Here is a 21,464-nt window from a genome sequence, read left to right as displayed (position 1 = left end):
GCACATCAACAGCGGCGCTGGTGCTCCAGATACCAGCGCACTGTCGCCGCCAGGCCCTCTTCAAAGTTGTGGCGCGGCTGCCAGCCAAGTTCTGCGCTGATGCGGGTGGGATCAATGGCGTAGCGCCGGTCATGTCCAGGCCGGTCCGTCACCGGTGTGATCAAGCGGCTGTGAGGAGCTCCAGTTGGCTTCAGCTCATCCAGCAGGATGCAGATCGCCTCCACCACCTGCTGATTGGTGCGCTCTCCATGGCCTCCCACGCAATAGCTGCCGCCCAGCTCCCCACGATTCGCCGCTAGCAGCAGCGCATCCACGTGATCCTCCACATACAGCCAATCACGCACATTGGCCCCATCGCCATAAAGCGGAATCGGCTCGCCGGCCGCCGCCTTGAGGATCACCACCGGGATCAGCTTCTCGGGGAACTGCCAGGGGCCGTAGTTGTTGGAGCAGTTGGTGAGCACCACCGGCAGGCCGTAGGTGTGGTGCCAGGCGTTCACCAGGTGGTCGCTGGCCGCCTTGCTGGCTGAATAGGGGCTGCGCGGGTCGTAGAGGGTGGTCTCCGAGAAGCGCCCCGCGGGCCCCAACGAGCCGAACACCTCATCGGTGCTGATGTGGTGGAAGCGGAAAGTGTCGCGGCGTTCAGCCGGTAGCTGCTCCCAGTGGCTGCGCACCGCCTGCAGCAGGTGGAAGGTGCCGTTCACGTTGCTGGCGATGAACGCCGCCGGGCCCTCAATCGAGCGGTCGACATGGCTCTCGGCCGCCAGATGCAGCACCAGATCCGGATCCGCCTGGCGCACCGCCGCCTCCGTGGCCGCCGCGTTGGTGAGGTCCACCCGCAGCAACTGGTGGCGGCTCTGCCCATCGGGGCAGAGGGCCCGAGGGCCGAGCTCCGCCAGTACCCCCTCGATGCTGGTGAGATCGCTGGCGTAGCCGCACTTGTCGAGGTTGAACACCAGCGCCTCGGTTTCGCGCAGCAGCCGGCGCACCACCGCACCGCCGATAAAGCCGGCGCCGCCGGTCACCAGGATGCGGTGGCGGCCGGCGAGGAGGTCTGAAACATCGGGTGGGCTGGTTGCAGACATGGGTGAAGCGGCCAAGGGATGATGTAGTACAGGTGTACAAAACTGGCGGCGATCGGAATCGGGCCGCACTGCTTAGGGCGAATCAAGCGTCTCAGGATCTGGATCCGGCGCCGCCCTGGTGGCGGCCTGGGTTTGCTGAGCTGGTCACGATTCCAGCTCCGCTTGCCAGGGATTGAGGGTCGCCACCCCGGTTGGTGTGAAGTGCCGCGGATTGCGTGTCACCACCGTGAGGCCCCGCTCCAGCGCCGTTGCAGCGATCAGCAGGTCGGCACCGTCGTGGCCGATCTCGGCTGAGAGCTGCCCCCAGCGACGCGCCACGCCCACGTCCACAGGCAACAGCCGATCGCCATACAGCCGCAGCAACTGGTCTAGCCATCCCGCCAACTGCAGCGCAAATCCGGCATCGGTGGTGCGCTTGCGGGCAATGCCCCGTTCGATCTCGCCGATGCTCACCACACTCAGAAAACAATCCTCCTGCCGCTGCCTGCCGATCCAGGCCACCACACCCGGATCACGCTGGCGCAGCCGCAGTTCGGAGAGCACCATCGTGTCGATCAAGAACACGGGAACTCCCTCGGCGTCAGGGGCATCCGCTCGAAGCCCTCGTCGTCTTGCGGCATCTGCAGCAACAGTTCGGACAGCGAGGGCGCGTTGGCCACGTCGAGGCGCTGCAGTCGCTGGTAGTCCTCGGCCGACAGCACCACACTCACCCACTTGCCACGGCGCGTCACCTTTTGTGGTTGGCCCAGGGCGGCCGCATCCACCACCGCGCTGAAGCGGTTCTTGGCGTCCTGGAGGGTCCAGATGGCATCCATGGCCGTGGTAGCTAGCTGATCCAGCTAGCCTAATGCTGGCGATCACGCCACGGCCTCCAGCAGCTGACGCAGCGCCTGACGCCAGTGCAGCGCAGGCAGGGCAAGCACCTGGCGGGTGCTGGAGGTTTCCAGCAGCGAATAGCTGGGGCGTTGCGCCGGGGTGGGGTAATCGGCTGTGGTGAGCGGGTTCACAGCGGCCATTCGCTCCAGCAGCCCCAGCTCCACGCCCAGCTCGCCCACCGCCACGGCCACGTCGTACCAGCTGGCGGCACCGGCCTCGCTCCAGTGCAGGATCAGCGGCAAAGGCCTGGCGGGTGGTGAACCGGCCACCTCAATCAGCCGCCAGCAGGCCGCCGCCAGGGTGAGCGTGCTGGTGGGGCAGCCCACCTGATCCGCCACCACACCGATCTGCTGCTTCTCCCGGTGCAGCCGCAGCATCGTGAGCGCAAAGTTCCTGCCCACCGGCCCCATCACCCAACTGGTGCGCAGGATCACGCCCTTGCCGCCACGGCCCAGCACTTCTTCCACCGCTTCTTCGCCGGCGGCCTTGCTACGGCCGTAGACCCCCAGCGGCGCACGCTGCTGCTCCGTGCGATACGGACTGCCCTGCTGGCCGTTGAACACAAAATCAGTGCTCACCTGCAACAAGCCTCCGCCGCTTTCCAGCAGCGCCTCGGCAAAGGCGCGCGGCGCGGCGCCGTTCACCGCCAGGGCCAGCTCCGGCTCGCTTTCGGCTTTGTCCACCGCCGTGTAGGCGCCGCCATTGAGCACCCAATCGGGACGGTGTGACCGCACCGCCGCGCGGCAGGCCGGGGCATCCGCGAGATCCAACGCCATCACGCCCTCGCCGCCGCTGCGGCTGCTGGCGATCAACTCCACCCCCGCAGGCACCTGCTGGCGCAGGGCCTGGCCCAGCTGGCCGGCAGCGCCGGTGAGCAGCACTTTCACGCGAACACCTCCCCGGCGGCCAGCGCCTGCGCCAGCGTGGGGGCGGCGGCATCCTTCACGGCCAGCAGCGGCTCGCTGATCCCCAGCGGCGCCAGCGGCCAAGCGATCGCCACCTCTGGATCGTTCCAGCGCAGCGAGCGCTCGCAGGCCTTGCTCCAGAAGCCGCTCGCCTTGTACAACACCTCGGCTGTGTCGCTGAGGGTGAGGAAACCGTGGGCAAAACCCACCGGCACCCACAGCTGCTGCTGGTTGCCGGCACTCAGCTCGGCAGCCACCCACTGGCCGAACGTGGGCGAGGGGCGGCGCATGTCGACCGCCACATCAAAGATGGTGCCGCTGGTGCAACGCACCAGTTTCCCCTGGGGCTCAGGTTCCAGCTGGTAGTGCAGCCCTCGCAGCACGCCACAGCTGGAACGGGAGTGGTTGTCCTGAACAAAGGTGGTGGGCGTACCCACCGCTGCATCAAAGCGGCGCTGGTTCCAGCTCTCGAAAAAGAAGCCCCGCTCATCGCCAAACACCTGCGGCGTGATCAGCAGCGGCCCCTGCATCACCACGCCGCTGGCCGTGCTGAGCCGCTCAACCTGCATCGCTTCTCTCCTGCAGCAGCGACAGCAGGTAGCTGCCGTAGCCGCTTTTCTTCAGCGGCAGAGCCAGCCCCTCCAGCTGCTCGCCGCTGATCCAGCCCTGCCGCCACGCCACCTCCTCCGGACAGCCCACCTTCAAACCCTGCCGGTGCTCCAAGGTGCGGATGTAGCTGGTGGCCTCGTGCAACGAATCGCAGGTGCCCGTATCCAGCCAGGCCATACCGCGGCCCATCAGCTCCACCTTCAGCAGCCCCTCCTCCAGGTACTGCCGGTTCAGATCGGTGATCTCCAGCTCACCCCGCGCCGAGGGCTGCACCCGCTCGGCCCGCTCCACCACGGTGTCGTCATAGAAATACAGCCCCGTTACCGCATAGCGCGACTTCGCACGCTTCGGCTTTTCCTCCAGGCTCAGCACCTGGCCCTGCGCATCGAACTCCACCACCCCGTAGCGCTCTGGATCACGCACCGGGTAGGCAAACACCGTGGCCCCCACGCCGCTTGCACAGCAGGCCTGCAACTGCACGCTCAGGTCGTGACCGTGGAACAGGTTGTCCCCCAGCACCAGCGCCACCGGCGCCCCATCCAGAAATCTGGCACCGATCAGAAACGCCTGGGCCAACCCATCCGGGCTCGGCTGCACCGCATAGCGAATGGCCATCCCCCAGGCGCTGCCATCGCCCAGCAACCGCTCGAACGACGGCTGATCCACCGGCGTGGTGATCACCAGCACATCGCGAATTCCCGCCAGCATCAACGTGCTCAGCGGGTAATACACCATCGGCTTGTCATACACCGGCAGCAACTGCTTGCTCACCGCCTGGGTGATCGGATGCAGGCGCGTGCCACTGCCACCGGCCAAGATAATTCCCTTACGCATCATCCCTTGAGGCCATGGCCAGCAAGCTCACGGGGCAACAGTTTAGGCGTGAAATCAGAGGAATTCAATCCAGGATTCTGCCAATCAAAACGCCACCAAACCCGTAAAAGATGATGGGTACAGTTTCCACATTCATAACGCGGGGGATCTGATTTCTGTTGGCTCAGAAGCTCCAGCATCAGCACATTCAGCCCTCCGAACCGCAGCATACTCACGCGCGCCAATGTACAGCGCTTCGGTGGTAATGCTCACTATCGCCATGGCCGCCTCCAGCAGGCTCCAGTGAACCTGCTCCACCCCAAAAGGGCACACCCTTCGGGCGCAGTCACCTGGATGGGGGCTAAAGCCTCGCGCTGCCACTGTTGGCAAATTCGGCCACCGTGCCCGCCAGCCCCTCCGCCAACGGGATGCGGGCGCGCCAGCCCAGGCCCGCCAGGCGGCTCACGTCCAGCTGCTTTTTGGGGGTGCCGTCGGGCTTGGTGCTGTCCCACTCCAGGCTGCCGGCAAAGCCAGTGGCGGCCGCCACCGCTTCCGCCAGCTCGCGGATCGTGAGATCCACGCCCGTGCCCACATTCAGAAACTGCAGCTCTTCCGGCCCCGGCTGCCAGCGCTCCAGCGCGAACACGCACGCCTCGCCCAGATCATCCACATGCAGGAATTCCCGCAGCGGTGTGCCGGTGCCCCAGCAGGTCACGCACGATGCCTTGGCCAGGGCCGCCTCATGAAACCGCCGGATCAAGGCCGGCAGCACATGGCTGTTGGTGGGGTGGTAGTTGTCGCCAGGCCCATACAGATTGGTGGGCATCAGGCTGATCGCATCGAAGCCGTGCTGGATCCGCAGTGCCGCACACCGCTGCGCCAGGCACTCTCGATCACGTTGTTCTGGATCTTGAGGTTGTCGAGCAGGAAATCAGCCGGATAGCTGCTGTTCGCCGCAATGCCCCCCACCTTCGCGGCCGCCAGCACCACCACCGTGGGCTGATGCGCCGCAAACCAGGCCGCAACTGCGCTTCTCGCGTGCCTTGGTGGGATCACCCAGCAGCGTTTCCACCTCCGCCGGCCGGAAGTAGCGCGGGTCGATCCGCACCACCACTTCGCCGCTGCTGCTGCAGCATCCGCCACTGCATCTCCACGTAATCCCTGGCGTGCCCCCAATCACGCAGCGAATCGATGTTGCCCATGTAGAGGCAATCCTCCAGCCCTTCGTTGATCCGTGCCAGGCCGCGCGTGATCTTGCGCGTCACAAACGTTTCACCCCGCCGGGGTGATTCGTGGTTGAACAGAATCCCATTGCAGGCATACATGCCGTAGGCCTCGCGGTAGTTCACCGTGATCCAATAGGCATAGAGCTTCGCCACCCCATAGGGGCTGCGCGGATAGAAGGGTGTGGTTTCCTTCTGCGGTATCTCCTGCACCAGCCCATACAGCTCACTGGTGCTGGCCTGGTAAATGCGGGTTTTCGGCGTGAGCCCCAGCATCCGCACCGCTTCCAGGATGCGCAGCGTGCCCAGGGCATCGCTGTTGGCGGTGTACTCCGGCGCCTCAAAGCTCACTGCCACATGGCTCTGGCAGCTGGGTGAGGTACGAGCCATCCTGGCCGGTGATGCCTGTGATCAGAGCGGTCTTGGCGGCTGGGGGCACCGGAGAAGTTCAACGTCGTTTCTGATTGACGAACTACGCCAAGCAGCCGACATCGACGTGACAACTGCTCCGGCCGCGCCGATCACACGATCGCCAGGGCCGTGAGCGAGCCGGTGAAGCCGGTGATCTCCACGATGGCGTCGTTGGCGGATTGGAAGCCAGCCAGCCCATCATTGAGCGCCAGGAAGGTGCGGCTGCCGCCGCTGGCGCCAAGGCTGAAGGTGGCGGCACCGTTGGCAGCGAACGCTGTGGGGGTCAGCACCGCCGCCAGTGCCGTGGCGCTGAGGTCAGCAACGCTGCCCAGCTCACGCAGATCGGCGGCCGACACCTCCCGGGGGCCATCGATGCGATCGCTGCCGATGGCCAGATCTGTGATCTGATCACTGGCGTTCAGCAACGAATCGCGCAGGCTGGTGATGCGGAACGTGTCCGCGCCAGCCAGGCCGGTGAGCGCATCAACAGCGGCGCTGGTGCTGATCACATCGGCGGCGGCACCGCCTGTCTTGAAACTGGGGTTGACACTGCTGAAGCCAACCCGGCCACCATCACCGAACAGCGCCGTCGCCGTGAGCGCGCCACTGTTGCCCAGGGGCCTTCCCTGGCTGGCGTTGAAGCCCACGTTCACGCTGCGGCCCGGCTGAATCGTGCTGGCCCAGGCATCACCGGTCACGGTGTGGCGAAACAGGCCGCCCGCCAGCGCCGTGCTGCTGATCCGCACCCCCCAGGGTGTGCTGGTGGGACGGTGCGGGCTCTCGAAGCTGAAGTTCCAGCTGTTCAGCGGCACCGTGCCGGTGTTGGTGAGCGTGAGTTGCACCGTCATGCCACCCGTCCAGATCGATCCGCCCACGGACACCGCCAGGTTCGGGTTGGAGGTGAGCGGAATGCCGTTGAGGGTCTGGGGCAAGGGAGAGCCCGGCACAGGCGTGGGTATTGGCGTTGGAGTGGGTGTCGGGGTGGGCGTTGGGGTTGGTGTTGGCGTTGGCGTAGGAGTCGGGGTTGGAGTTGGTGTCGGGGTGGGTGGCACCGGCGTTCCGCCGCCGCTGGTTCGCACGTAAATGCCCGGCAGCGCGTCGAGCTGGGCATCGGTGAACGCCTGCCCGCCGCGACGCTCCACGCTGCGGGCGAAGGCGCCGGCCAGGCCAGCGTTGTAGTCGATCGCCACCTCATTGGCGACGAAGTCGTCGCGGCGGTCCTGATAGGAGAAGTCGTCGGAACTGGTAGGGCCACCCACCAGGGCGCCGTAGAGGATGTGGGCGTTGGGCAGGCCGTTGCGGAACCCATCCCAGCCCACGCCCGAGGCGGCCCGGTGATGGGGCTGCCGGGGTGAATTGGCCCCAAAGCCCACCAGATAGCTCGACCGGCGCGGATTGGCACCAAGGATGTAATCCACGGTCCCCTGCGACAGCCGGCTGAAGGACCCACCCGGGTCCCGCACGTTGTCGGCATACACATCCGCCAGGAAGGCCGTGTTGGCGGCATAACGCAGCGAGCCCCACTGGCTGATATGGCGCAGGCCGCCGGCACTGATCGTCACGCCGTTGCCGCCGTTCACCCAGTTGTTCAACCAGAGCTCCACGTCCTGCTGCACGCGGGTCGAGCCCGTGTCCTCCGCCAGGATCACCGCCGTGGCATAAGACGCATCGTCCCAGTTGCCGGTCCAGCCCCGCGAAAGGCCGCCGATGTTGCTGGTATAGATCGACAGGGCCTTGTCGCGGTAGGCCGTGCCACTGCCGCCCGCCGCCGTGACCGCCCGCGACAGCCAGGCCGCGCCATAGGCCAGCTCATCGTTGAACCCACTCCAGGAGTTGTAGTAATTGCGTACCTCCGGAATCGAATCGGAGTAGCGGCCCCGGTAACGATCGGCGAAGTCGTACAGCGAAATGGCGCGGGTCAGCAGCACATCGGCGTAGGCGGCTTCGCCGTTCTGGCGGAACAGCACCGAGGCGGAAGCCAGCGCTGCGGCTGAGCCGGCCGCCACATCGGAGCCGGGCTTGCTCGGTGTCACCGCCATGGCCGGACGGGCAATGGTCTGGCTCTCCGGCGAGCTCCACAAGGCGTGGTCGGCCTCCACATTGCCCACCTGCGCCACGAAGAAGCGCGTCGCTCCCGCCGCATCAACGGCGTGGGCCTTGAGCAGGTAATCCGTGCCCCAACGCACCGCATCGAGCAGTTCGTCGGTTTGCCCCGAGAGGGCATAGCCATCGGAGAACTCGATCCCGCCCCAGGAGAGGGTGGCCAGGGTGGAAGCGAGCGGCAGGCTGAACTTGGAGTGATCGCCGGCATCGTGATAGCCGCCGGTGAGATTCAGCGTCAGCCCGGCCTGGAGGTTGGCGGCGGTTTGCCCACCGAAGTACACCCCGTCGGCGCCGTCGCGCAGGCCGGAGTCACCGCGCCAGTCGATCCGCTTTCTGGCTTCGTCAAGGTTGCCGGAGCGCTGCGCCTCGTAAAAGAGGAAGTTCTTCTGCAGCGCCTCGGCGTAATTGAAGCCCATACCTGTGAGTGGATCGACGCTGGACATCGCGCAAAACAAATCGCTGCAACGGTCCTACGCCGGATGTCCCCGCCGGGGCGACCCCCATCGGAGGGTGGTTGGCGGCTCCGCTGAGGGTGGTCGCCACGGCAGCCGTGCGGGCTGCAGCCATCAGCGCAGCCGGATCAGCCCCTGCCGCAGCGCGATCACCAGGGCCTGCAGACGGTTGCGCGCCCCCATGTTCTGCAGCAGCCGCTTGGTGTACGACTTCGCCGTGTTCGGGCTGATCATCAGCCGCTCGGCGATCTCCCGGTCGGTGAGCCCATCGGCGAGGCCCTCCAGGATCTGGTAATCCCGCGGGCTGAGTTCACTGATCGGCTCTGGCATCGGTTGATCACGCATCGAGGCGCTGCGGAAGTGGCAGCCACCCAGCGCCGCCAGCACCGCCGCCTGCAGCGCCCCGCTGTGGAAGGTCATGTCGCATTCCGCCACCAGCCCATCGATCCAGGCGGCCCGCACCAGTGCCGGCTCGGGATGGCCCCCCGTGCTGATCACGATCACCTTCAAGGCGGGGTACCGCTCCTTGGCGGTGGCGGTGAGGCTGAGCACGTCACCGCTTTCGAGGCTGTCGGAGCACACCAGCAGCCCGTGCGGCTGTTGCGCCAGCCGCTGGAGGCAGCTCTCGGCATCGGTCACCGCACAGCCGATCAGGCCATAGCCGAACAGGCCGATCGTGTAGCGCAGCAGCAGCGGCTCCTGGCCCATCGCCAGGGCCACCCGCGGTGGGATTGCCGTGGAGAGCAGCGCCCGGCGCATCACCGTTCGCCGGATCTGCACAACGGGGAGATCGGCGGTGAAATCCAAAGCGGCCGCAACGGGAGCAGAGCAAGGGCAGGCTATGGGGATGGGCGGGCGATGGGCGGGCCTGCACGCCAGCGAACCAGCCCCCAGACTGCCCAGCGAGAGATGCCCGCCGCCCCGATGGCCCTGCAGGTTCAGAACAAGCGTCCGCTGAGCGGCTGTCGGCCCTGGCTGGCCCTGTTGCTGCTGGGCGGCAGCCTGCTGCTACCCGTGCCGCCCGCCCTCGCCGATGGGGAGCCGGCGGCGGTGAAGGTGCGCACCCTGGTGAAGGCCGGCGAGGCCTGGAACGGCACACGGCTGCCCGCCTATCCCAAGGGCGAACCGGAAATCACCGTGCTGCACATCACCATTCCACCGGGGGTGCAACTGCCGATGCACACCCACCCAGTGATCAATGCCGGCATGTTGATCCGCGGCCAGCTGCTGGTGACCAGCAAGGAGGGCGCTCGCCTGCAGCTGAAGGCGGGTGAAGGGCTGATCGAGATGGTGAATCAGCCCCACTACGGCACCAACAACGGCAACGAACCAGCCGAGATCGTGGTGGTCTACGCCGGAGAGAAAGGCAAGCCGATCACCGTGCTCGAGCCGGCCGCCGGCAAGGCGCCCTGAACGCCGCTCTTCAGCCCTGGGGCTCGATGCACCGGTACGCCGCCCAGAACTGCTCCATCTGCTCGGTGGTGCCCAGGCTCACCCGCAGCGCGCCATCGATCAGCGGCTTGCCGGCCATCGAGCGCACCAGGATGCCCGCCGCCCGCAGTTCGGACTCCACCACGGCCGCCGGCCGCCGCGGCCAGATCAGCAGGTAGTTGCCACCGGCGGCGTGATGGCGCACCCTGGCGGCCACCAGCTGCTCCAGCAACCAGGCCCGCGCCCGCAGCACCTCGGCCACGTAAGCGTCGGTGTAGGCCTGATCAGCCAGGGCCGCATGGGCGGCGGTCACGGCAAAGCTGTTGACGTCGTAGGGGCCGCTGACCCGGCTCACCCGGTCCACCAGGGCCGGCGCACCCACCGCAAACCCGAAGCGCAGCCCGGCGAGCCCGGCCGTTTTCGCCAGCGAGCGCAGCACCAGCAGGTTCGGGTAGGCCGCAAAGGGATCGGTGCCTGCTGCTGTGTCCAGCAGCAGTGGCAGCACGCTGTCGCCGGTGAAGGCCTCGTAGAGCTCATCCACCACCACCAGCGTGTCTGGGGCAGCGGCCGCCAGCTCCAGGATCCGCTGCGGCGCCAACCGGGTACCGGTGGGGTTGTTGGGGTTGCAGATCAACAGGATCCTGGCCGGTGGGTCGGTGTCGAGGGCGGCACGGATCTCGCTGAAGGGGAAAGCGAAGTCGGGCGACCGGTAGGGGATCGCCTCGATGGTCATCCCCTGCATGCGGGCACAGGGGGTGTAGTAGCCGAAGGTGGGGCTGGTGGTGAGCAGACGGTCGCCCGGGGCCGCGAAGGCGTGAAAGATGGCATGGAGCGCGTCATCGACGCCGTTGAACAGACCGATGTGGCCGGGGCTCAGGCCCGTGCTGCCGAGCGAGGCCACCACCGCCTCCCGCAGACCGTCGTACTCGGGATAGATGGCGTAGTGATCGGCGGGAATGGCGCGGATCGCTTCCACCACCCGGGGGCTGGGCCCCACGGTGTTTTCGTTGAAGTCGAGACGCAACAGGTTGCGCCTGCCCTCGAGGGGAGCGCTGTAGGCCACCAGGGCTTCCACCTCGGGGCGGGCCCTAGGAGCGTTCCCGGCCGCCGATGCCGTGACAGGCGCCTGGGCATGGGAACGATCAAGGACCATGGCGTGGCGGCGGCCATCCCGTAGGGGAGCCCAAGCTAAATGGGCAGCTGGCCTCGACCCTCGGCGGCCTGGCCGGAGCGTCCGTTTCGGCCCGATGTGACTGGATGCTTCCCAACCGAATGCAGGACGGCTCCGCTGGGTCCGGACCGATGCCCCTCCAGCTTCCGCCTGGGACAGGTCCTGCCAGGGGAGCGATCACCGAAGAGCACCCAGCCGAAGCCAACGCCACGGCAGGCAACGGAATCCGGCCAGTTTCTGTTGACCGGATGCGACCGGATCATGACTCCGGTCGGGTTGTTCGAGTGCGGACCTCAGATCTGCCAGATCCCCCCGCCCAGCCGGGACAGTCTGGAAACCGCTCAACAGCCAATTGGCACAACCGGGGAAATAGTCGGAGGGCTTGTGAATAAGTTGCCAGCGATTCTCTCCATGCCATGCAGATCTTCAGTTCATGGCCTGAGCGTCAGGCACAGATCATCCGTTGGCTGCTGTTGTCCGGCTGGATCTTCCTGATCGTCAGCCTGCTTGCCGGCATCGATCTTTATCCATTTAACGTCAATCGTTGTGGTGGCAGTCCTGATTGTCATTCCCTCGAAGGCAATCAGATTTTCTGGGGGATGGTTGTACCCGGCTGCCTGTTGCTGCTGGTGGTGTTCAGCCATGAGCTCTGGCGCAGGGTCTGTCCGCTGGCCCTGGTGTCCCAGCTGTTCCGGATTCTGGGGATGCAGCGCACCGTGGGCGGACGGGGAGGCCGGCGCGCGGTGGCGAAGGTGGAGCCGGGATCCTGGCTGGGCCGCCATCACGTTGCGCTGCAGTGGAGCCTGTTCATCGCAGGGCTGTGTCTGCGCCTGCTGCTGGTCAACAGCAACACCCTCGGGCTGGGTCTGCTGCTCCTGTTCACGGCGGTCGCCGCCCTGGTGGTGGGCTGGGCCTATGGGGGCAAGGCCTGGTGCCAGTACGTCTGCCCCATGGGCCCCGTCCAGACGATCATCACCGGCCCGCGCAGCTTCTTCGGCAGTCCGGCCCACATCGAGACCACCGCCAAGGTGACCCAGTCGATGTGCCGCACGGTGAGCGACTCCGGCAAGGTCCAGAGTGCCTGCGTGGCCTGCCAGACCCCCTGCATCGACATCGACTCGGAGCGCAGCTACTGGTCGTCGCTGAAGGGCAAACGAGGCCTGAACTGGGCCTGGGGGTCCTATCCCGGGCTGGTGCTCGCCTTCTTCCTGATCATCAAGCTGGAATCCCGTGGCGGGCTCGACTACCTGCGCAGCGGCATGTGGGCCTACGACAACGAGGTGACCGAGTACGCCTGGAGCCCCCTGGTGACGGGCCCATGGATCCCCGTCGTGCCGCGCCTCGTGGCGATTCCGGTCCTGCTGGTGCTCGCGGCCTGGATCTCGGTGGCCCTGCAGCGGTGGCTGCAGCAGTTGCAGCAGCGGCAACTGACCCCGGACTTCGGGGAGCGGGCCCAGGAGGTCGCCATCCATCGCACACGGCTGCTGGCCTCGTTCCTGGCCGTGAACATCTTCTTCTGGTTTGCCGATCCCACCCTCGGTCTCCTGGGGCCGGCGGGCGGGCAGGTGATCCGCTCCGTCGTTCTGATTGTGAGCGGCATGTGGGTGCACCGAGGCTGGTATCGCGAACGGGCCACCTATCTGCGGGAAAGCACCAGTGCCAGCCTGCGCAGGCAGCTGGAGCAGCTGATTCCCGACCTTTCGCCCTATCTGGACGGCCGCTCGATCGACGAGCTCAGTGCCGCCGAAGTGTTCACCCTGGTCAAGGTGCTGCCCGCCCAGATCAGTCAGACCAAGCGAAGCCTCTACAAGGGGGTGATGGCGGAGCTGTTGGTTTCGGGTCGGTTGGAGCAGGCCACCGCCCTGGTGCAACTGGAGGAGCTGCGCCAATCCCTGAAACTGGACGACGACGACCACTGGGCCGCGATCCAGGAACTGGCCCTGCAGGATCGGCGGATTCTGGAGCTCACGGGCCAGCAGAGGGAAATTCGCAGCCTGCGCCAGGACGCCGCCAGAGAGGCCATGCTCGAGCTGCTGCGGTTGGCGCGACTGGACGATCTCCAGCAGCTCCTGGCAGACCCCCACGTCCGTGACAATCTCAGCAGGATCCGCAGGGACTTCCTGCTGGATGAGGCCAGCTGGCAGGAGCTGGTCGACAGCTTCGGGCCCGGTTCCGATCGGGCATCGAACACCGTGCGCAGGCCAGCCATCACGACCGGTGAGCAGGCGGCCTGATCCAGCGGGCCGACTTAGTCTGGCCATGGCTGATCAGAGTGTTCGGTGGCGAGTACGGAACTGGCCCTGCGGGCCCTGGAGCGTGGCGACCTGCGATTCATTCACGACCAGGTGAACAATCGGAGCGTGATGGCCTATTGGTTCGAGGAACCTTATGAATCATTCGACGAACTTGAGGAGCTGTACAGCCGCCATATCCACGACAATGCCGAGCGTCGCTTTGTCGTCGAGAACAAGGACAAGGAACTGGTCGGCCTGGTGGAACTGATCGAGATTGATTACATTCATCGCCGCGCTGAGTTCCAGATCATCGTGGCCCCTGCCCACCAGGGCAAAGGCTTCGCACGCTTCTGCATCCACAAAGCCCTCGACTACTCCTTCACCATCCTGAACCTGCACAAGATCTACCTGTCCGTTGCCGTTGACAACGCCAAGGCCCTGCACCTCTATCAAGAATGCGGCTTTGCGGAGGAAGGCCACCTGGTGGGCGAATTTTTCATCGAAGGCCGCTACCGCGATGTGAAGCGCATGTACATCCTCCAGGAGGATTACCTGGCCAGAGCCCAATAGCCGCTCACATCCGCTCCAGGGTGGGAATGCCGAGCAGGCCAAGCCCCAGCTTCAAGGTGGCCGCCGTGAGGCGGCAGAGCGCCAGCCGCGAACTCCGCGCCGGTTCTTCGGCCTTGAGCACCGGCACCTGATCGTAGAAGCGGTTGAACATCTGGCTCAGTTCGAACAGATAACTGCACAGCCGGTTCGGCAGCAGTTCCTCCTCCACTTCGGCGATCACGCCGTCGAACTTGAGCAGCTCCCGCACCAGCGCCCACTCCTGCGGCTCGCTGAAACTGAGCATCTCCGGCAACGGTGAATCTGCGGCACCGGCGGCCGTATCGGCCCCGGCACCACCCTTGCGGGCGATGCCGGCGATGCGCACCACCGCATACAGCAGGTAGGGGGCGGTGTTGCCGCTGAGGGCCAGCATGCGATCGAAGCTGAACTGATAGTTGGTGATCCGGTTGGTGCTGAGGTCGGCGTACTTCACCGCCGCCAGGCCCACGGTGGTGGCCACCTCAGTGATGAAGTCCTCCTCTTCCTGGCGTTCCTCCTCCGCCAGCCGGCGGCGCAGGTCGGCCTCGCAGCGCTCCACCGCCTCCTCCAGCAACTCCTTGAGTCGCACCGTGTCACCGGCGCGGGTCTTGAGCTTCTTGCCGTCTTCCCCCTGCACCAGCCCGAAGGGCACGTGCTCCAGCCGCCCGTCCTCGGGAATCCAACCGGCACGGCGGGCCACCTGGAACACCCCGGCGAAATGGCTGGCCTGGCCCGCATCGGTGACGTAGATCACCCGCCGCGCCCCATCGCCGGCGGGGGGTGCCGCAAAGCGATAGCGGATGGCAGCCAGATCGGTGGTGGCGTAGTTGAAACCGCCGTCGCTCTTGCGCACGATCACCGGCGGGGCCTTGCTGGCGCTGCCGTCCTCCGCTTCGAGGAACACGCACTGGGCGCCGCCATCGCTCACCAGCAGTCCGGTGGCGGCCAGATCCGCCACCACCGCCTCCAGGTAGGGGTTGTAAAAGGATTCGCCGCGCTCATCGAGGCGGATGTCGAGGGCGTCGTAGAGGCGCTGGAATTCCCGGCGCGACTGATCACACAGCAGCTGCCAGGCGCGGCGGCTGATCGGATCGCCGCTCTGCAGCTTCACCACCTCCTCACGCGAAGTGGTCTGGAAGGCTTCATCGCTGTCGAAGCGGGCCTTGGCCTGGCGGTAGAAGGCCACCAGATCGCCCAGGTCCACCGCATCGGCGGTGGTGAGCGCCTCGGGCGCCTCCTGCTTGAGGTGGGTGATCAGCATGCCGAACTGGGTGCCCCAGTCGCCCACGTGGTTGAGCCGCAGCACCGGATGGCCGCGAAACTCCAGCACCCGCGCCAGCGCGTCGCCGATGATCGTGGAGCGCAGATGCCCCACGTGCATCTCCTTGGCGATGTTGGGGCTGGAGAAATCCACCACCACCGGCGCCGGCGCCCCGTTGCCGCTCTGCTCGGCCACCGTGGGCACCCCCAGACGCGGATCCCTCAGCCGCCCTGCCACCTCCACGGCCAGCCGCTCCGGCCGCAGAGTCAGGTTGATGAAGCCTGGGCCGGCGATCTGCGGCTCCAGGCAGAGCGCGGTGAAGGCCGGATCGGCCGCCAGCTGCTCAACGATCGCCGTGGCAATGGCCCGCGGCGCCTGGCGGAGCGGCTTGGCGAGGGACAGGGCACCGTTCGCCTGAAAATCACCGAATTCGGGCTTGGTAGCCGGCGCCAGCTGCGGATCCAGCCGCAGGCCCCCTGCCCCGAACATCTCTGAGATCTCCTCGCCCATGGTTTCCACGGGGAAGGCCCGCTGCATCGCCGCGCGCAGCTGGCTGTCGAGGGCTTGGGCGAGGCGGAGCATGGGCAGCGGGGCAGAAGCAGGGCGCTCCCTGCAGGGGGGAGGCACCCTGATCATCCCCTCTGGACCGATGGCAACCCGCCGGGCAGGTTCTGGAAGCATGCACAAATGGAGCGAGCAGCGCTACGGGGCTGCCCGCGCCATGGGTGGCCCGCCAGGATGGCGGAACACGCTGGCGGAGCAGGTGAACGCCCCGTTCACCGCACAATCCCACCGCCTCAAAACCGCATGCAACTTGCCTCCGTGATGTTCTACGGGCGTCTGGGGGAGCAGGCCCTGGCGATGTTCAACCTCAAAGGAGACCTGGAGCAGTGGCGCGACGCCCGCGTGCTCGACTGCCCCGGCGGGCCCGGTTCGCTCTCGGCGCGGCTGCGCGGCCTGGTGGGGGAGGTGGTGGCGGTGGATCCCCTCTACGCCCTGCCGGAGCAGGAGCTCGAACGGCGGGCCCTGGCCGATCTGGAGCGCACCATGGCAGGCCTGCTCAGCAGCGATGCGCTGCGGCCGGATTTCGATCTGGAGGCCTGCCACGAGGAGCACATTCAGGCACTGCAGGCCTTTCTGGAGGATCGCCGCCGCCATCCGCAGCAGTACCGCAACGCCTCCCTGCCGGAGCTGCCCTTCCCGGACCAAAGCTTCGATCTGGTGCTCAGCGGCCATCTGCTCTTCGCCTATGCCCCCCTGCGCGATGGCGGCCTCTCCAGCAGTGGCGGCTTCGATCTGGCCTGGCACCGTCGGGCCCTGAGCGAGCTCTGCCGCGTCAGCCGCCACGCGGTGCGCCTCTACCCCGCCCACACGATCGAGCGGGTGGCCCAGCGCCATCCCTACGCCGTGTCGCTGCTGGCCGAGCTGCCGCCGGGCTGGCGGGGCGCCTTCTGCTCCAGCCACTACAACCAGGGCCACGACGGCTGCACCGATGCCCTGCAACTTGAGCGGATCACGGCGGCGGAGAGCGGACCGTCGGCGGCGGGCAGCGCTTGAATGGCGGGGTGCGGCCCCACCGTCGATGCTGCAACCCTTCCCTCCCCCGCTGACGCGCACCTTGGTGGGCGGGCTGCGCGATCTGGTCGCCGTGGAGGGCGGCGCCACCAGCGAGCAGGCGCGGCTGCTCAGCAGCCTGGCGGTGCACCTGCTCGGGCTCACCCCAGACGAACTCACGGCCGCCGCCCCACTGCCGCCCGAGGAGCTGGCGGCCCGGCTGCCAGACGACGACAGCCGCCGCCGCTTCCTGCAGCTGGCGTTGATGCTGGAGCTTTGCCGCCATCCCCGCAGCGCCGCCCAGCTGCAGCGGCTGGAGGCCTTCAGCGACGCGATCGGCATCCACGGCGTTGAGCTGCGCCTCGTGCAGGACCTCTTCCACCGCACCGCCGCGGAAGCCACCGCCAGCTTCGTGCGCTGCTACGCCGCCTTCATGCCCGAGCTGTCCGCCCGCCACGGCGCCCTGATGGCGGATCCCAGCAAGCAGCCTGGCAAGGATCAGGGCGGCGCTCCCGGCGACGCCTTCTTCGCCCAGGTGCAGGGGCTGCGCGACTGCCCCCACGGCAGCCTTGGCTGGGCCTTCGTGCAGTTCTACGCGCGCAACGGCCTGCCCCTGCCGGCCCGCGACACCCCGAACCCCGCCTACTACATGAGCCATGACATGAACCACGTGATCACCGGTTACGAACCGACGGGGCCAGGCGAGATCGCCCTGGGCGCCTTCAAGCTGGCGCTCCGCAACGACGACGCGAACTGGATGGCCTCGCTCGCCAACTTCCTCATCCATGAGGTGGGCCTGTTCGTGCACGGCAACGACAGCCAGTTCGTGCCCTACGGCGGCGACGGCGAGCCCTACAACGGCCTCAACGGCAAACGGGGGGCCCTCGATCTGCCGGGTGCGCCCGAGCTGCTGGCGGAAGCCTGGCGTCGGGGGGCCGCCTGCAGCGGTGATTTCAGCCGGCTCGATCACCTCGCCCTCGCCAGCGAGCCCCTGCTGGAGATCCGCCGCCGCTTCCACGTGCTGCCGCTGGAGCGGCCCATGCTCGACGAGCCGGAGTTCTGGCCCTATGAGGGCTGAAGGCTCTGCTCCGCCAGTGGGCGGTTGAAGCCTCCGCTCAGCTGGTGAGCTCCAGTTCCCGCTCCAGGCCCGCCATCACCACATCGGCGCTGAGCTTGATGCGGTAGCGGCAGGCCTGGGTCTCGCTGCAGTCGAAGGTGCCGCGCTCCCAGTACTTGTTGCTGCCGGCGCCTCCGCCGCAGAGGCCGAAGTACTCGCACTCGGCCCGGCAGCGCTCCACGCCGGAGCGGATCTCGCTGTACACCTGCTGGAACTTGGCGCTATCCACCACGGATTCCAGGCTGTCGGTGATCACGTTGCCGAAGGCGAAATCGCCGTAGGCGGCGGTGGCCACCGACAGCAGCTCGGGGTCAAAGGTGGAGAAGTTGCCGCGCGCATCCACGTTCACGATCGCGAACGGGTGGTTCATGTCGGTGCGTGCCAGACGCTGATCGCCGCAGGCGAGGCCGGCGATCTCATCGAACTCCCTCAGGCGCAGGGCGCCAGGCTCGGCTCGCAGCCGCTCCCAGAAACGCTCCAGAAACGCCTGGTAGCGCGCCTCCGAGCGGGGGCGGGACAGGGTGGAGCTGAGATTCTCTCCCTCGGTTTCCTCCATGTTGAAGGCAAGATTGTCCATGCCATGGCCGTTGAAGAAGTCGAACAGGGTGTCGGCGTGATCGAGGGCGTCGTCGGTGAGCACGGCGATCACCTGGAAGGGGATGCCGCGGCGCTGCAGCCAGCCGATGCCCCGCAGGCTGGCGGCATGGCTGGGCAGGCCGGTGCGGGTGCGGCGGTGGGCGTCGTGCAGGAAGGCGGGGCCATCCAGGCTCACGCCCACGTGGATGTCATTGCGCTCGAAGCAATCGCACCAGGCGGCGTCGATCGTCATGGCGTTGGTCTGCAGCGACTGCACGATCCGCAGCGGCGGACCGTCCCGGCGCGCCAGTACGGAGCGGATCAGCGCGGTGGCCTCGTCGTAGAAGGCGATCGGCATGGTGAGCGGCTCGCCGGCATGCCAGAGCAGGGTGAAGTCGTCGTTGGCGAAGGGGCTCTCCAGCACCCGCTCCAGCGTGCGCTCCAGCAGCTCCAGCGGCAGCCGGCGGCGGTCGTCGCGGCTGGGCAGGTAGCAGTAGTCGCAGTCGAGGTTGCAGAACGGGGTGGGCTGCACCACCAGCAGCCGCAGGGGACCGAACGCGGGGAAGGTCAACGGCTCACCAGAAGTTGCGGAAGCCGCCGCCATTGCGGAACCCCCCATTGCCGAAGCCGCCGTTTGACCAGCCACCTCCGTTGCGGAAGCCGCCGTTCCAGAAGCCGCCATTGCGGAAGCCACCGTTATAGAAGCCGCCATTGCGCCAACCGACCCGCGGCCCGTTCACAAACACGTAGGCCAGCACATCGTCGGGGATGGCCTTGGCGGCTGCCGGCTCCTGGCCATCGACGGTCTGATCCTGGTCATGGATCGCGCCGGTTTCCAGCTCGCGAACCGCCCCGGCGATGCGGCGCAGACGGGCCTCCACGCTGAGGCTGTCCGGTTCAGGGCCGTCGCGGCTCGGGCTGGCGGCACCAGCGGCCGCCAGCGCTTCAGCGGCCGGGATCAACGGCAGGATCGCCAGGAACAACAGAAAGCCGAACTGCCTGGGACGCGGAAGGAAAGCCATCGGAAGTGAAACCTGGAGAACGAAAGAAGCGGAGGGCGAGGGCGTGGGCGGGGTGACTCAGGGCGCGGACGGGGCGGAAGACGCTGCCGCTGGACCCTGGGGCCGGATCGCCTCGTAATTCAGCAACACCGTTTCGAAATAGGTACGAATGCGCTCAGACGGCACCCCCAGCACCCCCTTCGGACCCACCCAGCGGTCCACGCTGGCCACTGCCTCGGGATCGCCATCCACATAGCCCTGCAGCAGTCGGGCGATCGCCAGATTGGTGAGGTCGCGGAAGGCGGAATCGTTTTCAGGCACCACGCAACCCACCGCGTAGCGCTCATAGGGCAGCTCCGGCGTGACCACCAGGCCGGTGGCACCGAGGCTGCTGGCCTTGCCCATCAGCAGAGTGGTGTCCCCCATCACGCCGTCCAGCCGGCCGGCCTGCAGCGCGGCCACCGCCTCCCCCAGCCCGGCGAAGGGAACGGCGCGTGCCTGGGGTTGGATGCCCTTCAACACCGCCTCACCGAGGGAACCCGGCACCGCACCGATGCGGCGGCCCAGCAGCGAGGCCGCTGAGCCATCGATCCGGCCCGCCGGGGCCAGCACGCGGATGCCGGAGAGCCCGATCGGCAGGGTGTAATCCACCTGGGCATCGCGGGCCCAGGAGAAGGGCACACCGCACGCGAGGGACAGTTCTCCCTTACCCACACGACGCACCAGCTCGGCGGGATCGCTCACCGACTCGAACCGCACAGTGATGGGCCGCCCCAGCGCTGCGGACAGCTCTGCCTGGATCCGGCGCACCACCTCCACCCCATAGCCGACGGGCTGGCCACTGCTGTCTCGGAAGCTGAGGGGGGGCAGCAGCGGTTCGCTCCCCACCACCAGCTCACCGGTGACGGCCACCCGCTGCAGCACCCCCTCGGCACGAGCCGCTGCAGCCGGCATCACGGCCGCCAGCAAGGCAAGGACCACCGAGGTGAGCCGAAGGCTCGGGCTCGAGAAGCGGCAGAACGGCATGGCTCACGGCATCGATAACCCGGCATCACTCTGCTGCCACTGGGCCAGGCGCGCCACCAGCCTGGAACCAACGCCATAAAGTCACAACGCCAGGTCCACGATGCCAGGCCCGGGTGGTGGCCACGCTCAGCCGCCGCTCGATAGGTAGCGCATGCTCAGATCCAGCCAGCGGCTGCGGGTGACCGGCGCGCTGGTGGAGATCAGATCGATACCGGTGGCGGCGTAATCCCGCAGCTGTTCAGGTTGGACCCCCGACGCTTCCAGCACCACCGCCCGCCCCTGCACCGCCGCCAGAGCCCGCAGCTGCGGCACCAACGCCTGCAGGGCCTCGGGGGCGAATTCATCGAGCAGCACCGCATCGGCGCCGGCACGCACGGCGGCTTCGGCCTCGGCGGCGGTTTCCGCCTCCACGATCAGCCGCGCCGGCCAGGGCGCCGCCGCCCGCACCGCCGCGATCGCCGGCCCCACCCCGCCGCTCCAGGCCAGGTGGTTCTCCTTGAGCATGGCCGCGTCATCGAGGCCGAAGCGGTGGTTCAAGCCGCCGCCGCAGCGCACGGCGTACTTCTCCAGCAGCCGCAGGCCGGGTGTGGTCTTGCGGGTGTCGGCCAGGGCCACGCCGCTGCCAGCCAGCTCAGCCACCAGCCGGGCGGTGGCGGTCGCGATGCCGCTCAGGCGCATGGCCAGGTTGAGGGCCGTGCGTTCACCCGCCACCAGGGCCGGCGCTGCCCCCTCCAGCTCCAGCAACACTTGCCCGGCCCGCACCGGCGTCCCCTCCGCCAGCCGATCGCGCACCACCACTCCCGCATCCAGCAGCCGGAACAGGGGCTGCACCAGCACGCCGCCGCAGAACACCCCATCGGCCTTGGCGATCCAGTGGGCTCGGCCCCAGGCGCCCGTCAGGGCCGGCGCGGTGAGATCGCCGCGGCCGAGATCCTCCGCCAGCCAGCCACGCAGCTGCTGTTCAAGAGCAGGGCTGAAAGGCAGCAGGGGCGGAGGTGTCACCGGGAAAGGCGGGGGGAGGCGGAGGA

19 protein-coding genes and 2 pseudogenes are annotated in these 21,464 nt (G+C 67.4%); 5 read left to right on the top strand and 16 right to left on the bottom strand.

Going from position 1 to position 21,464, the window contains the following annotated elements:
- Nucleotides 1-5: 5 nt before the first annotated feature.
- The 10 genes and pseudogenes from rfbB to ACXMDP_RS03265 form a co-directional block, all read right to left on the bottom strand.
- On the bottom strand, nt 6-1,085 hold the full coding sequence (gene rfbB / locus ACXMDP_RS03310) for a dTDP-glucose 4,6-dehydratase (protein ID WP_259730102.1): 1,080 nt from the start codon (nt 1,083-1,085) through the stop codon (nt 6-8).
- Nucleotides 1,086-1,229: 144 nt separating this feature from the next.
- Nucleotides 1,230-1,649, bottom strand: a complete 420-nt coding sequence (locus tag ACXMDP_RS03305; protein WP_259730101.1) for a type II toxin-antitoxin system VapC family toxin — start codon at nt 1,647-1,649, stop codon at nt 1,230-1,232.
- Nucleotides 1,640-1,900 (bottom strand): type II toxin-antitoxin system Phd/YefM family antitoxin, encoded by a 261-nt coding sequence (locus ACXMDP_RS03300; RefSeq protein WP_094511913.1) that lies wholly within the window; start codon nt 1,898-1,900, stop codon nt 1,640-1,642. Before ACXMDP_RS03300 ends, ACXMDP_RS03305 begins: the two co-directional genes overlap by 10 nt.
- A 42-nt stretch (nt 1,901-1,942) precedes the next feature.
- Nucleotides 1,943-2,848, bottom strand: a complete 906-nt coding sequence (rfbD, locus tag ACXMDP_RS03295; RefSeq protein WP_259730100.1) for a dTDP-4-dehydrorhamnose reductase — start codon at nt 2,846-2,848, stop codon at nt 1,943-1,945.
- On the bottom strand, nt 2,845-3,435 hold the full coding sequence (rfbC, locus tag ACXMDP_RS03290; RefSeq protein WP_259730099.1) for a dTDP-4-dehydrorhamnose 3,5-epimerase: 591 nt from the start codon (nt 3,433-3,435) through the stop codon (nt 2,845-2,847). Before rfbC ends, rfbD begins: the two co-directional genes overlap by 4 nt.
- The gene (gene rfbA / locus ACXMDP_RS03285; RefSeq protein ID WP_259730098.1) at nt 3,425-4,312 is read right to left on the bottom strand and encodes a glucose-1-phosphate thymidylyltransferase RfbA; all 888 of its coding nucleotides are present in this window, start codon (nt 4,310-4,312) and stop codon (nt 3,425-3,427) included. Before rfbA ends, rfbC begins: the two co-directional genes overlap by 11 nt.
- Nucleotides 4,313-4,649: 337 nt before the next feature.
- A pseudogene (locus ACXMDP_RS03280) lies at nt 4,650-5,392 on the bottom strand (NAD-dependent epimerase/dehydratase family protein); the annotation flags it as partial.
- Nucleotides 5,319-5,877, bottom strand: a pseudogene (locus tag ACXMDP_RS03275) (GDP-mannose 4,6-dehydratase); the annotation flags it as partial. The pseudogenes ACXMDP_RS03280 and ACXMDP_RS03275, both read right to left, overlap by 74 nt.
- 155 nt (nt 5,878-6,032) lie before the next feature.
- On the bottom strand, nt 6,033-8,468 hold the full coding sequence (locus ACXMDP_RS03270; protein ID WP_259729857.1) for a glycoside hydrolase family 9 protein: 2,436 nt from the start codon (nt 8,466-8,468) through the stop codon (nt 6,033-6,035).
- A gap of 123 nt (nt 8,469-8,591) precedes the next feature.
- The gene (locus ACXMDP_RS03265; RefSeq protein ID WP_259729858.1) at nt 8,592-9,284 is read right to left on the bottom strand and encodes a helix-turn-helix transcriptional regulator; all 693 of its coding nucleotides are present in this window, start codon (nt 9,282-9,284) and stop codon (nt 8,592-8,594) included.
- A gap of 102 nt (nt 9,285-9,386) precedes the next feature.
- On the opposite strand from ACXMDP_RS03265, the gene ACXMDP_RS03260 reads away from it, so the two are divergent.
- Nucleotides 9,387-9,890 (top strand): cupin domain-containing protein, encoded by a 504-nt coding sequence (locus ACXMDP_RS03260; protein WP_259729859.1) that lies wholly within the window; start codon nt 9,387-9,389, stop codon nt 9,888-9,890.
- Between the two features lie 10 nt (nt 9,891-9,900).
- Here ACXMDP_RS03260 and ACXMDP_RS03255 read toward each other — a convergent pair whose 3' ends face one another.
- Nucleotides 9,901-11,061 (bottom strand): pyridoxal phosphate-dependent aminotransferase, encoded by a 1,161-nt coding sequence (locus ACXMDP_RS03255; RefSeq protein ID WP_259729860.1) that lies wholly within the window; start codon nt 11,059-11,061, stop codon nt 9,901-9,903.
- Between the two features lie 491 nt (nt 11,062-11,552).
- Here ACXMDP_RS03255 and ACXMDP_RS03250 point away from each other — a divergent pair, with 491 nt between their 5' ends.
- A complete protein-coding gene (locus ACXMDP_RS03250; protein WP_259729861.1) occupies nt 11,553-13,313 on the top strand; it encodes a 4Fe-4S binding protein in 1,761 nt (586 codons plus the stop codon).
- Nucleotides 13,314-13,424: 111 nt separating this feature from the next.
- Complete coding sequence (locus ACXMDP_RS03245) at nt 13,425-13,883, top strand: GNAT family N-acetyltransferase (RefSeq protein ID WP_457767071.1); 459 nt, start codon at nt 13,425-13,427, stop codon at nt 13,881-13,883.
- A 4-nt stretch (nt 13,884-13,887) separates the two neighbouring features.
- Here the strand turns inward: ACXMDP_RS03245 and argS are convergent, their stop codons facing one another.
- Nucleotides 13,888-15,744, bottom strand: coding sequence for an arginine--tRNA ligase (gene argS / locus ACXMDP_RS03240; RefSeq protein ID WP_259729863.1), 1,857 nt, complete (start codon nt 15,742-15,744; stop codon nt 13,888-13,890).
- A gap of 225 nt (nt 15,745-15,969) precedes the next feature.
- On the opposite strand from argS, the gene ACXMDP_RS03235 reads away from it, so the two are divergent.
- Together ACXMDP_RS03235 and ACXMDP_RS03230 are read left to right on the top strand one after the other, a co-directional pair.
- A complete protein-coding gene (locus tag ACXMDP_RS03235) occupies nt 15,970-16,719 on the top strand; it encodes a methyltransferase domain-containing protein (protein WP_259729864.1) in 750 nt (249 codons plus the stop codon).
- 25 nt (nt 16,720-16,744) lie between these two features.
- On the top strand, nt 16,745-17,794 hold the full coding sequence (locus ACXMDP_RS03230; RefSeq protein WP_259729865.1) for a hypothetical protein: 1,050 nt from the start codon (nt 16,745-16,747) through the stop codon (nt 17,792-17,794).
- 37 nt (nt 17,795-17,831) lie between these two features.
- Here ACXMDP_RS03230 and grrM read toward each other — a convergent pair whose 3' ends face one another.
- From grrM to nadC, 4 genes are all read right to left on the bottom strand, one after another.
- Nucleotides 17,832-18,980, bottom strand: coding sequence for a cyclophane-forming radical SAM/SPASM peptide maturase GrrM/OscB (gene grrM, locus ACXMDP_RS03225; protein ID WP_259729866.1), 1,149 nt, complete (start codon nt 18,978-18,980; stop codon nt 17,832-17,834).
- A gap of 4 nt (nt 18,981-18,984) precedes the next feature.
- Entirely contained in the window at nt 18,985-19,431 is a 447-nt protein-coding gene (gene grrA / locus ACXMDP_RS03220) for a GrrA/OscA1 family cyclophane-containing rSAM-modified RiPP (protein ID WP_259729867.1), read from the bottom strand.
- A 57-nt stretch (nt 19,432-19,488) separates the two neighbouring features.
- A complete protein-coding gene (gene grrP / locus ACXMDP_RS03215) occupies nt 19,489-20,436 on the bottom strand; it encodes an extracellular substrate binding-like orphan protein GrrP (RefSeq protein ID WP_259729868.1) in 948 nt (315 codons plus the stop codon).
- A gap of 126 nt (nt 20,437-20,562) precedes the next feature.
- Nucleotides 20,563-21,438, bottom strand: a complete 876-nt coding sequence (nadC, locus tag ACXMDP_RS03210; RefSeq protein WP_259729869.1) for a carboxylating nicotinate-nucleotide diphosphorylase — start codon at nt 21,436-21,438, stop codon at nt 20,563-20,565.
- Nucleotides 21,439-21,464 lie beyond the last annotated feature (26 nt).

Source organism: Cyanobium sp. ULC065, from assembly GCF_977927515.1.
Note: the sequence above shows the minus strand (reverse complement) of the source record. Positions and strands in the feature narration are given on the sequence as shown.